Raw genomic sequence first — 13,522 nt, forward strand, 5'->3', positions numbered from 1 at the left:
ACAAAATACAATCAACACTCAATCTTAGCCATTAAAACAGCATGATATGCTTCGGCCGTTTTGATATAGAATCTCAATTGTAATAGTAAGTTCAAAATATGTGTCTTACTACATCCCAAGAGCATTTTGTCCTCTCTAATATATTATATTTGCTTTGTCCATAATAGTTGAATCTATAGATTAGTTTGTCTCTATAAAGAAAAGATACAAAATCCAACATAACTAACTTGGTTAATAAAAAATGTTTGATGATTATCAATTAAACATCTACCCTAACTAAGCTTTGTATATGTAACAAAATTCTACCGACATAAATAAAGATTTTATACAACAAAAAATAATACATAAATGGCACTAATAGATGATTTAAATTGGAGACATGCAGTAAAAGCATATGATCCCTCAAAAAAAGTTTCTCCAGAAAATATAGATAAAATAATAGAAGCAGCACGCTTAGCACCTACATCTTCGGGATTACAGCCCTTCACGGTTATCATCGTAGAAAATCAAGAACTTAAAGATAAAATGACTGCTGGAGCATTAAATCCAGAATGTATGCGTGATGCATCACATATCATGATATTTGCGGCATGGGATACCTACACAGCTGCACGTATAGATGAAGTATATGATTTCACTACTGATGTACGTGGATTACCACGTGGAAGATTCTCTTCCTATACAGACAAATTAAAATCGATCTACCTAAACGAGTCAGACGATAACAACTTTGCACATGCTGCAAGACAAACGTATATCGCACTTGGTCTAGCACTAGCTCAGGCTGCAGAATTAAAAATAGATAGTACGCCAATTGAGGGTTTTGACAACAACCATATCGACGAAGTATTAGGATTAAAAGAAAAAGGCCTTAAAAGTGTATCCTTAATCTATTTGGGTTATGCAGATCAAGCAAAAGATTGGTTAGCCACAATGAAAAAAGTACGTAGACCAAAGGCTGATTTTATTATAGAATACCGCTAATTAAAACCAATAAAGGGCGAGTTCACACCGTAATATAAGACGCCCCCTTCTTATTATAGATGAATATCACAGTATCTAATACTATCAGCATATTCATCTATAATTTTTAGACTTATAAACGTAAATTGGTAAATCTTAAACAAACAAAATATACTATTCTAGAACAAACACTAATTAAAAATTACTTCAATTTCCAACGTAGTATTTTGTCTGTATTTGTTAAATAAAGTGTTTTTTCATCTTTGGACAGCGTACAATTAGATATGGCATTAGGAACTATTAAACGTGCTATAGGTTTATAATCTTTATTAAATATCCATAACCCTTTGGGACCAGTAAGATAAATATTACCATTGCTATCAATTGTCAAGCCATCCAAGACGCCATGACCATTTTTTACTTCGTTGGAGAAGTCGTAAATCTCCTTTCTATTTTTTATACTATTCGTCGTATTATCCAGTTCAAATTCATATAATATAGCTTTATTTTTACTTGTATTAGCTACTAATAAATACTTTTCATCCAAACTCAGCCCTAAACCATTAGGACCTTCTAAATCAGAAACTAATAGAAACAATTCATTATCCTTAGTCAACTTATATACTCCTCTATGCTTAAGGTCTGGCGTTTGATCCATGCCTAAGCCAAATATCGGATCTGTAAAATAATAATTGCCTGCGCGATCTTGTATTATATCATTAGGGCTATTTAATCGCTTACCATCATAAGTATTCACCAGGGATTTGAATTTTGGCACTGGTGTATCTACTGGAGCCTCCATCATGGCGATTTGCCTATTACCATGCTGTGCAATTATTAATTGGCCATCCATATTTAATAATAAACCATTCGATCCAGGCTCCTTACCTACATATTCTATACTATCCGCCAATCCTGCATTTTCGAGATATACCGTTGAACTACGTCCTTCTTTCCATTGGTAAATTTTATTTTGTGCTACATCAGAAAATAATAAAGACGATTGTTCGTCAAGCCATAACGGCCCTTCTGTCCATATATAGCCTGAGTCTATTATTTCAAGGGTAGACTCATCGCTTAAAATACCATAAGCATCATCATCTAATATTTGCACCTCTCCTATTGCCTTGGGGTATTCATGTACCTTCGTATTAGTGGCACATCCAACAATACAAGCAACACAAACAGATAATAACATCCAACTAATAAACTTTATCATAACCGTAATATTAATTATAAATATATAAAAAACAATCATTAGTTAACAGGTGAGTTTCTAAATATTTCAGCCGATGTATACTATACCTCATTAACCAAATATTGCTTCAAATTCATTACATGCTGAACAAAAGGAAGCCAACAGGTATAGATGATTATTCAAATGCCTTTATATTAAAGAGAACTATGTATATCCTTAATCATAGAGACTCTTCATTTTAAATAAATATCACAACAGATTAATACTTAAAATTCGTACATTTGCCCCTTCAAACAAATCAAAATGAATCATCCTGTTAAGATCAAAAATGCTTTGGTGTCTGTTTATTATAAAGACAACCTAGCTCCTCTAATCCAACTATTAAACAAATACGGTGTAACTTTCTACTCTACAGGCGGTACGGAAGCTTTTATCCGTGATTTAGGTATTGGCGTAGAACGTGTAGAAGATTTAACTGGCTATCCTTCAATCTTAGGTGGTCGTGTAAAAACATTACATCCAAATGTATTCGGTGGTATACTTTCACGTCGCCCTTTAGCGGAAGACAAAAAACAAATCGAGGAATATAATATTCCAGAAATCGACTTAGTAATCGTGGATTTATATCCATTTGAAGAAACTGTAGCTTCGGGTGCTTCGGCAGAAGATATTATTGAAAAAATAGATATTGGTGGTATTTCACTGATTCGCGCTGCAGCGAAAAACTTTAACGATGTTGTGATCATCTCTTCAAAAAATGATTACACAGAATTAGAGCAATTATTAGCCGCTCAAGAAGGTACAACAACATTGGAACAGCGTAAATCATTTGCAAAACGTGCCTTCAATACTTCATCGCACTACGATACTGCTATCTTCAATTATTTCAACCAAGAAGAACCATTACAAGTTTTCAAACAATCAGAGCAAAAAGCACAAGTGCTACGTTACGGAGAAAATCCACACCAAAAAGGAGTTTTCTTTGGTGACTTAGAAGCTATGTTTGATAAATTAAATGGTAAAGAATTATCCTATAACAACCTTGTAGATGTAGATGCTGCAGTAGCCATCATAGATGAGTTCGAAGAGCCTACATTTGCAATCTTAAAACATACTAATGCTTGTGGTGTTGCATCACGTACTACGGTAAAACAAGCATGGATAGATGCGTTAGCATGTGATCCTGTTTCTGCTTTTGGTGGTGTATTAATTACAAACCGCGAAGTAGATGGCGAGACAGCATTAGAGATAAATAAATTATTCTTCGAAGTATTAATAGCTCCTTCCTATTCTTCTGAAGCAATCGCTACATTAACAGAAAAGAAAAACAGAATTATCTTGCGTCGTAAAGATGTTCAATTGCCTACAGCGCAATTCAAAACTTTATTGAATGGCGTTATCTTACAAGATAAAGATAATACAGTAGAAGGTCCTGATCAAATGACTCCAGTGACGACTGTAGTACCTACAGCCGAACAATTGGAAGATTTGTATTTCGCGAACAAGATTGTTAAACATACGAAATCAAACACTATTGTATTTGCTAAAAATGGCACATTGATTGCGTCGGGTGTTGGTCAAACATCACGTGTTGATTCATTAAAACAAGCTATTGAAAAAGCTAAAGCTTTTGGTTTTGATTTAAATGGATCATCCATGGCATCAGATGCATTCTTCCCTTTCCCAGACTGTGTAGAGATCGCTGGTGACAATGGTATCGCAGCAGTATTACAACCAGGTGGTTCTATCAAAGATCAATTGTCTATTGATATGGCCAATGAAAAAGGTATCGCAATGGTAACTACAGGCGTGCGTCACTTCAAACACTAATAAAAAAATATACTTATATACAATAAATAATGCGGTTTTCATACCGCATTATTTATTGTATATAATATTTAATATTTAGAGTCTACACTATAGTGAAAGAAAGTAGGATTAATGAAACTAATACAATTAATCTAACTATTGTATTACATAAAATAAGCTTAGATAACGGGATTACAAATTTGTAAAAAGCCCTTAATAAAAGCTGCTGATCGTACTGTACTTACATGTATCTCTTGTGGACTATAATGCGTATTGCTACTTACCAATTTAATCCAATCTTCTCCCTTATCTGAAGAATGAATGTAGTGAACTGTCATATACTCACCATCGTCCGTATTGAGATCAAGCAGATACATTCCTCCCCAACATAAATTATCTTTAAAATCATTGATTTGGGAATAAAAAATAATATCTCCAGATTTCAATATTGGAAACATAGAATCACCAATAATAGAAAAAGCACCATCTACCTTTGGTAAATTCGGAATGCTATAATAGTCAACAGGTTTTTGAATATTGTTATTGAAAAACAACTCCAATGTTGTTATGGAGTTAATATCATACTTAGGAATAATTTGATTATGTTGAAATATACTGCCTGTAATGACTGATAATTCACCAATAATATTTGTAAAACTATTTAAGCTAGGATCTGAAAAAGAAAAATCACTTGATACATTTTGAGTAGCATTTGATTTTAACATCGTTCCCTTCCCTGTCAATAACCAATTAGCATCAATATCTTCACACTTTGAGATTACTTTTTCGTAATCCATTGTGTTTCTACTGTACCAATTTGCTAAAGAATTAGGCTTAATACCTAGAAACCGTGCAAACTCGGCATCAGTCTTTAGCCTATAATGCAATTTTATATCCCTAAGAATCAGTGAATTATCTTTTTTCATACTCAAAATGTGACTAAGCTTTTTTATTATTCACAAATCGTATATACATTTACCTAAAATAAGTAAGAGTAAACACTATTTACTTCAAACGCAACTATATAAGCAATGGACAAAGTTACGAAAAAAAGGAACAACTACAACAGTGCTGTGATTGAGTATATTGTAAAGAAATATGGAGTCTCCAAAACTTACATTCGTCAAAGCATAGATGGTACACGAAAAGGGGTTACATGTGATATATTGAAAAAAGAGTATCACAAACAGGAAGCTGCAGTTAACCTTGCTTTAAAAAAAGTGCTAAAGCAATGAATACATCATTTGCTTTATAAAGAAATATAACACTAACTTTTAAACCAAAACATGTTATTTCCACTAATCAAAACTATTACAAAAAATAGTTAATTCGACTCGCGATTAGGGTACATAAAAAATGTATAAATAGCTCCCTTTTATACGAGCAAAACATATACACGATAATGCATTACATAAGAACCAAGCTACCTAAATAGGTATTTATACTATTAGTAATAACTATAATTAAATAGTACTTAGTTGATAAATGGTTTAATTACTGTTAATGGATATGCTAGCTGCAAAAAATATACAAGCAATACAATATGACATTATAATAGTTTATTATAGAGGATCTACACAACAGTTTAATCGAGTTATTTTATATTGAAAAATAACCAGTGCTCCATATATTTCTGTTAACATTATTCATCGGGATATAAAAAATCAAAAAAGTAACCCTATTATAATACTTAGATATTTTTTAAATCCCGATAACCACTAACCTGATAGCGTATATATTATTCATTTCAGATATATTCACTAATAGCTTTTTTTATCTTTTCTAAACAAAATAAAAATTAATGTTGCTATACCAGTTAAGAATGGATAATAAAGGTATTGGATAAGGTCCAAAGGGCTAATTGTAGGTTTTCCTAAATCGGCACCTGCGATTATCGACGTAGTAGCCAATGCCGCTAATATTTGAGCACCATAAGGGATCAAGCCTTGTACAAAACAAGAAACGGTATCTAAAATACTTGCTACCCGCTTAGGTACTAAATTAAAACGATCAGAAATTTCTTTTGCTATTGGACCAACGATAACTATTGTAATCGTATTATTTGCTAACGTAAAATTTACTAAAGCTGTCAACAATGCAATCCCTAGCTCTGCTCCTCGAGATGATTTAATATTCTTTAATACAATATTTAACAAATAATCTATACCTCCATTGAAACGTATAATTCCTACTACACCACCTATAATCAAACATAAAATGCTCAACTCAAACATACCGGCAAATCCGGTGTTAATCGCTTTTACACTCTCCAGAAAAGTTATATCCCCAGAACCTATCCCTATCAGCAGAGCTGTTATAATACCTATCCCCAGAGTCCAAATTACTTGTAGCCCTAGTAAAGCTAATATGAACACCAATAAATAAGGTACTATTTTTAGGAATTCATAATCTTCGACATTTAGATAATCAATATGCTGAACCAAAGCAGCACCTTGAAAATAATAAATGATAAACACAATTATGGCAACAGGCATTACAATTCCAAAATTGACTTTGAATTTATCTTTCATACTTACATTTTGGGTGCGTGTAGCTGCTATTGTAGTATCAGATATAAAGGAAAGATTATCGCCAAACATAGCCCCTCCTACTACCGCAGCCAATGCTAATGCTGTAATCCCCGGCAAATAACTTTCAAATCCGACAGCTATAGGAGCCAAAGCTACTACAGTACCTACGGATGTCCCTAATGAAGTAGACACAAAACAAGATATCAAAAATATACCTGATATTATAAAACTAGGCGATATATAGGTAAGCGCGAAATTGATCGTCGAGGATATAGCACCTATAGATTTAGACAGTTCACCAAAGGCACCTGCTAAAAGAAAAATAAGAATCATAATCAATATATTCTCATCTCCAGAACCTTTGGAAAAGTGATGTAATTTAGTCGCAAATGATTTCTCTGGGTATTGTAAGAAAGCGACAAAAAGTGCTATAACAAAAACCACTAAGACAGGAACAGCATAAAAATCACCGATTAGCAGTGACGACAAAAAATACACTACTATAAATAATATTAAAGGCAATAAAGCCCAAAAGCCCCCAATAGCTTGATTCTCTCGATCCATGTATAAAACAATTTATTAATGGACAAAAGTAGCTAAATGATAGTATTATAAGATAGTATAAAAAGGATAAATAATACTATTTATCTTTTTCCCAAAACTCCGCATTTTTGATACCTAAGGATTTCGGATCAAATTTAGGATCTAGAATACCTGCCTTTCGTTGTTTGACATAATCCTTCCAAACTGTTATGCCAGTTTTACTTAACAAAAGAATGGCTATCAGATTGACCCAAGCCATTAACCCTACGCCTATATCTCCCATATCCCAAGCAAGCGTTGCTGTCTTAATAGTTCCTAAATATGTAGCAAATAAAAATATAACCCGCAATAACCAAATAATTACAATCTTAGTTTTTTTACTCTTAAAAACATAGGCAAGATTAGTTTCGGCATAATAGTAATAAGCCATAATCGTGGTAAATCCGAAAAAGAATAATATAATAGCTACAAAGTAATTTCCTACAACAGGAAATAAATTTGCTATAGCAGCTTGTGCAAAAGCACCGGGCTTCATATCCCCCACATTATCTACGATATACTTAGACACATTTCCATTTACATCGATTTCTTCAGCTACATTGTAGGTTCCACAAATCAATATCATCAGCGCTGTAGCTGTACAAACAAAGAGTGTATCTACATAAACAGAGAATGCTTGTACCAAACCCTGTTGTGCAGGATGAGAGACGTTGGCAGCTGCTGCGGCATGCGGTGCTGTACCTTGTCCCGCTTCATTGGAATATATCCCACGTTTGACACCTAGTGAAATAGCCGTCCCCAAAATCCCAGCAAAAGCAGCATCCATACCAAAAGCAGCACTAAAAATCAACTTGAACACGGCAGGCACCTGTGTTATATTCATCCCTATAATGATCAATGCTATCAAAATATAAGCTCCAGCCATAAATGGCACAATAAACTCAGACGCTTGCCCCAATCGTTTTACCCCACCTATAATAATAATACCGAGCAGTACTACAATACTTAGACCAACCCAGCTAATGGTAATCTCATTACTTCCGATAATGAGTATATCATTTGAAAGATTAAATGCATTCCCTAATGTCGCACTAATAGCATTGCTCTGCACCCCAGGCAATAAAAAACCCGTACTAACAATGGTAATCAAAGCAAATAAAACAGCATACCATTTTACACCCAATCCTTTTTCAATATAATAAGCAGGGCCACCACGAAAGTCATCTCCATCCTTTTGTTTGTATACTTGGGCTAAAGCAGACTCTATGAAAGCCGATGAAGCACCTAAAAATGCAATCAGCCACATCCAAAATATAGCGCCAGGACCACCTATTAATATAGATGTAGCTACCCCTACTATATTTCCCGTCCCTACGCGTCCCGATATCGCCAAAGAAAAAGCTTGAAAAGAAGAAATCCCTTTTTCATTATTTTTCTTCTTAAAAAGAAGCCGAACCATATCTTTTAAGTAGGTTACTTGTAAAAAACCTGTCCTAAAAGAGAAGTACAAGCCCGTTAGCAAACAAAAAACAATAAAAAAATCACTCCAAACATAGCTGGATATAGTTGAGATTATATTTTCCATTAAAATGTCGTTATTAACTTTTGATTAATTATTTTTTGAAAAATACAAACAAATTGACGCAATATAGAATCTACAAGGAAATAAAAATAAATCAAAAGAAAAATATCATTCATAAATAATCCATTACACATATATTTATAAGTAGGATTACTATTGGAATTAAGGACATATGAAGCTAATAAAGTAAATATTGCGAAAATAGCTAGCTAATAAATAGAGCTTATAAAGTACCAATACTTTATAAGCTCTAACTATATTTATAAGGTTTATGACAACAACCAAACTACCTATAGTAGTAGATATCTATAAGCGAAGAAACAGTACTATTTGTCTTTTTTCCAAAAATCAGCATTCTTTATCCCCAAAGACTCTGGATCAAAATTTGGATCTTCGACACCTGCTTTACGTTGTTTTACATAATCCTTCCAAACCACCATTGCTGTCTTACTCAATAATAAAATGGCAATTAGATTGACCCAAGCCATAAGGCCAACGCCGATATCACCCAAATCCCATGCTAACTTGGCCGTTTTTATGGTTCCTAAATAGGTGGCAGACAAAAACAAAATACGCAAAACCCATATAATCAAAGTTTTATTTTTCTTCTTAAAAATATAAGCAATATTGGTTTCAGCATTATAATAATAAGCCATAATAGTTGTAAATGCGAAGAAAAACAAGGCTATAGCGACGAAAGCATTACCAAAGCCCGGAAATACATGTGAAATAGCAGCTTGTGTAAAAGCATCAGCTTGCATGTTGGCAGCATTCTCAACGATATAATGTGTCACCTCACCTTTGGCATTTACAGTATCTGCAACATTATAAGTACCTGCAAACAATATAATCAGTGCTGTAGCAGTACAAACAAAAAATGTATCTACATAGACAGAAAATGCTTGTACTAATCCTTGTTGAGCAGGATGAGAAACTGCTGCTGCAGCTGCAGCATGTGGCGCAGTACCTTGACCAGCTTCATTGGAATAAATACCACGTTTGACCCCCCATGCAATAGTCATGCCTATGATCCCTCCAAAAGTAGCATCCATACCAAGTGCAGAAGTAAAAATTAATTTAAAAACTGCTGGCACCTGTGTAATATTAATTCCTATTATCACTAAAGCCATCAAAATATAGGCAGCAGCCATAAATGGCACAATAAACTCAGAGGCTTTACCCAATCGTTTTACCCCACCTATAATTATAAAGGCTAATAGAACTACAATAAATATACCTACCCAACTGATCGTGAACTCACTACCTCCAATAAATATGACCTCATTGGTTATATTAAAAGCAGTAGTAAATGTATTGCTTACTGCATTACTCTGGATACCTGGTAATAAAAACCCAGTGCTAACGATAGTAATAATAGCAAATAAAACAGCATACCATTTTACACCAAGTCCTTTTTCAATATAGTATGCAGGACCTCCTCTATACTCATGGCCATCTTTCCGCTTATACACTTGAGCCAATGCTGATTCCACAAAAGCTGAAGACGCCCCTAGAAAGGCGATAAGCCACATCCAAAAAACAGCTCCAGGTCCACCCATGAAAATAGCCGTCGCCACACCTACAATATTACCTGTCCCTACACGGCCAGAAATCGCTAATGTAAAAGCTTGAAAGGAGGATATTCCTTTATCCGTTTTGTTTCTCTTAAAAAGAAGCCGAACCATATCTTTCAAGTAGGCAACTTGTAAAAAACCTGTTCTAAAAGAGAAGTACAAGCCCGTTAGTAAACAAAAAACAATAAAAAAATCACTCCAGACATAGCTGGATACCGTTGAGATTATATTTTCCATCAAAATATTTTTATTTATCTTTAATTAATTTTATGAAAAATAACAATAAAATAATACAATAATGTATTTTAACGAAATAAAAATAAACATCGAGAAAATAAAACCTTTTTGTTTAGATATTAAAATTCAACCGCTACGCGGTAAAAGAATTTATAATGATTAGGGATAATTATTGGTAATTAAGTATTTGATAGCTATTGCATAACATACTGCTCATAATAGTAGCTATTTAAAAAATAGCTATTAAAAAAAAAGAGGTCATAAAGTACCAATACTTTATGACCTCTAGCTATAATTCAAATGCTGACGATAATGACAATACTACATATCCTTGTAGATATCTATACGCCAAAAAAAGCACTATTTGTCTTTCTTCCAAAATTCTGCATTTTTAATGCCCAATGATTCGGGATCAAAGTTAGGATCTTCAATACCCGCTTTTCGTTGCTTCACATAATCCTTCCATACCACCATTGCTGTTTTACTCAATAACAAGATGGCAATTAGATTGACCCAAGCCATTAAACCTACCCCGATATCTCCCAAGTCCCAAGCTAGTTTTGCGGTCTTGATAGTCCCTAGATATGTAGCGAACAAGAATACAATACGTAAGGTCCAAATTAAAAGTTTCTTATTTTTATTTTTAAAAATATAAGCAATATTAGTTTCTGCATAGTAGTAATAAGCCATAATAGTGGTAAATGCAAAGAAAAATAATGCTATAGCCACAAAAGAATTACCAAAACCTGGGAACTCATGTGAAATTGCTGCCTGCGTAAAAGCATCAGCCTGCATATTTGATGCATTCTCTACAATATATTTGGTTACCTCACCGTTAGCATTTACTGTATCTACAACATTGTATGTCCCGGCAAACAATATCATCAATGCTGTAGCGGTACACACCAGGAAGGTATCCACATAAACAGAAAATGCCTGTACCAATCCCTGCTGCGCTGGATGCGAAACATCTGCCGCCGCCGCTGCATGAGGGGCTGTTCCTTGACCTGCTTCATTGGAATAAATACCACGCTTTACCCCCCAGGCTATCGCCATACCCAAGATACCACCAAATGCAGCATCCATTCCAAATGCAGAAGTAAAGATCAACTTAAAGACTGCTGGTACTTGTGTAATATTTATGCCTATTATTACTAAAGCCATCAAGATATAAGCACCAGCCATAAAAGGAACAATAAATTCAGATGCTTGTCCCAAGCGTTTTACCCCACCTATAATAATTATAGCTAAAAGAGCTACAACACCAAGTCCTACCCAACTAATTGTAAATTCACTCCCTCCGATTACTACTATTTCATTGGTTATATTAAAAGCATTAGCTAATGTACCACTAATCGCATTACTTTGAACACCAGGCAGCAAGAAGCCTGTACTAATGATAGTTATTACAGCAAATAAAACAGCATACCATTTTACACCCAATCCTTTTTCAATATAATAAGCAGGCCCACCACGAAATTCATTGCCGTCTTTTTGCTTGTATACCTGTGCTAAAGCAGATTCTACAAAAGCAGATGAAGATCCAAAAAATGCGATTAGCCACATCCAAAATACAGCACCTGGTCCCCCCATCATAATAGCTGTAGCAACACCGACAATATTTCCGGTACCTACACGACCAGAAATAGCTAATGCAAAAGCTTGAAAAGATGATATCCCTTCATCAGATTTTTTCTTTAAAAATAACAACCGTATCATATCTTTTAAATATGTTACTTGTAAAAAACCTGTCCTAATAGAGAAATATAAACCTATTAGTAGGCAGAAATAAATAAAAAAATCGCTCCAGACATAACTGGATATCGTTGATATAATCCTTTCCATTAAAAATTGTTGATTAGATTTTGTTTTATTAGCGAAAAATAGTGATTTTTTAATAAAAACAAATAATTAAATTCAGAAACAACATAAATAAAAGACTATTTATAACGATAGAATAATAAATATGTAAAAATGGATAAAGTGCTTAGAATAATACACTAAAAGACAAGGATCATATTTTATTATAGAAAACACTTTTACATCCTTCAAAATGGTCAACATATAAATAGTTTTTTTTACAAGTATTTAAAAGAAAAGGTATGTTGAATGGATTCTTTTAGAATAAAAAATTTAATATTGGACGGCTCAGCAAATTCGTAATACAAGGCACAAACTTAAAATTTCTAAGTATAAATCATTAGCAACAAAAAAGCGATCAATTACCTATTTAGATGATTGATCGCTTTGAAGTTATTAGATGGAAAAACTATTTGATAGCCTCTCTAATACGTATTAATTTTTCTAATAAAGGCTCTAAAAGATCTAACTGTAACATATTAGCACCATCAGATTTTGCGTTCGCAGGATCCGGATGTGTTTCAATAAATAGACCATCAGCTCCTACAGCTATTGCCGCTTTAGCGATAGTTTCAATCAAAGCCGGTTTTCCTCCTGTCACACCAGAAGTCTGATTGGGTTGTTGTAAAGAATGCGTACAATCCATCACTGTAGGTACGCCAAATGAACGCATCACAGGGATTCCTCTAAAATCTACAATAAGATCTTGATAGCCAAATGAGTTACCTCTATCCGTCAAGAATACATTATTATTACCCGAATCTTTTACTTTATCAACCGCAAAACTCATTGATTCAGCGGATAGAAATTGTCCTTTCTTAATGTTAACGATTTTACCCGTTTTTGCAGCAGCAACTAATAAATCAGTCTGTCTACACAAGAAAGCAGGAATTTGTAATACATCAACATATGCTGCAGCCATTGCAGCCTCTTGACTTTCATGAATATCTGTTACGGTAGGTACACCAAACTCCTTACCTACTTTTTCAAGTATCTTTAATGCTTTTTCATCTCCTATACCTGTAAATGAATCCACTCTAGATCGATTTGCTTTGCGATAAGAACCTTTGAATATATAAGGTATATTTAATTTGTCTGTAATCGTTACAATTCGTTCTGCAATACGTAGTGCTATTTCTTCACCTTCAATTGCACATGGCCCTGCCATCAAGAAAAAATTGTCTGAAGTACCGTTTTTAATATTCGGCAAATAAGTATTAATCAT

At 33.9% G+C, this 13,522-nt stretch carries 10 protein-coding genes; 3 read left to right on the plus strand and 7 right to left on the minus strand.

Annotated elements, in window-relative coordinates:
- Positions 1-348 precede the first annotated feature (348 nt).
- Positions 349-984, plus strand: coding sequence for a nitroreductase family protein (locus tag IP023_RS00940; RefSeq protein WP_241788368.1), 636 nt, complete (start codon positions 349-351; stop codon positions 982-984).
- A 181-nt stretch (positions 985-1,165) separates the two neighbouring features.
- Here IP023_RS00940 and IP023_RS00945 read toward each other — a convergent pair whose 3' ends face one another.
- Positions 1,166-2,182, minus strand: coding sequence for an SMP-30/gluconolactonase/LRE family protein (locus tag IP023_RS00945; RefSeq protein WP_241788369.1), 1,017 nt, complete (start codon positions 2,180-2,182; stop codon positions 1,166-1,168).
- 282 nt (positions 2,183-2,464) lie between these two features.
- Between IP023_RS00945 and purH the strand changes: the two genes are divergently transcribed.
- Positions 2,465-3,991, plus strand: coding sequence for a bifunctional phosphoribosylaminoimidazolecarboxamide formyltransferase/IMP cyclohydrolase (gene purH, locus IP023_RS00950; protein WP_241788370.1), 1,527 nt, complete (start codon positions 2,465-2,467; stop codon positions 3,989-3,991).
- 158 nt (positions 3,992-4,149) lie between these two features.
- Here purH and IP023_RS00955 read toward each other — a convergent pair whose 3' ends face one another.
- On the minus strand, positions 4,150-4,896 hold the full coding sequence (locus tag IP023_RS00955) for a LexA family transcriptional regulator (RefSeq protein ID WP_241788371.1): 747 nt from the start codon (positions 4,894-4,896) through the stop codon (positions 4,150-4,152).
- A gap of 105 nt (positions 4,897-5,001) precedes the next feature.
- Here IP023_RS00955 and IP023_RS00960 point away from each other — a divergent pair, with 105 nt between their 5' ends.
- On the plus strand, positions 5,002-5,205 hold the full coding sequence (locus IP023_RS00960; protein WP_241788372.1) for a hypothetical protein: 204 nt from the start codon (positions 5,002-5,004) through the stop codon (positions 5,203-5,205).
- Positions 5,206-5,730: 525 nt separating this feature from the next.
- Here IP023_RS00960 and IP023_RS00965 read toward each other — a convergent pair.
- The 5 genes from IP023_RS00965 to kdsA form a co-directional block, all read right to left on the minus strand.
- Entirely contained in the window at positions 5,731-7,065 is a 1,335-nt protein-coding gene (locus tag IP023_RS00965; RefSeq protein ID WP_241788373.1) for a Na+/H+ antiporter NhaC family protein, read from the minus strand.
- 76 nt (positions 7,066-7,141) lie between these two features.
- Positions 7,142-8,629 carry an alanine/glycine:cation symporter family protein gene (locus IP023_RS00970; RefSeq protein ID WP_241788374.1) on the minus strand — a complete coding sequence of 496 codons (1,488 nt, stop codon included), beginning with the start codon at positions 8,627-8,629 and terminating at the stop codon, positions 7,142-7,144.
- Between the two features lie 323 nt (positions 8,630-8,952).
- Positions 8,953-10,437: an alanine/glycine:cation symporter family protein gene (locus IP023_RS00975; protein WP_241788375.1), complete on the minus strand. Its 1,485-nt coding sequence runs from the start codon at positions 10,435-10,437 to the stop codon at positions 8,953-8,955.
- A gap of 360 nt (positions 10,438-10,797) precedes the next feature.
- Entirely contained in the window at positions 10,798-12,282 is a 1,485-nt protein-coding gene (locus IP023_RS00980; protein ID WP_241788376.1) for an alanine/glycine:cation symporter family protein, read from the minus strand.
- Positions 12,283-12,706: 424 nt separating this feature from the next.
- Positions 12,707-13,522, minus strand: a complete 816-nt coding sequence (kdsA, locus tag IP023_RS00985) for a 3-deoxy-8-phosphooctulonate synthase (protein ID WP_241788377.1) — start codon at positions 13,520-13,522, stop codon at positions 12,707-12,709.

Origin of the sequence: Sphingobacterium rhinopitheci, from assembly GCF_022627575.1 — a bacterium.
GTDB classification, from domain to species: domain Bacteria; phylum Bacteroidota; class Bacteroidia; order Sphingobacteriales; family Sphingobacteriaceae; genus Sphingobacterium; species Sphingobacterium rhinopitheci.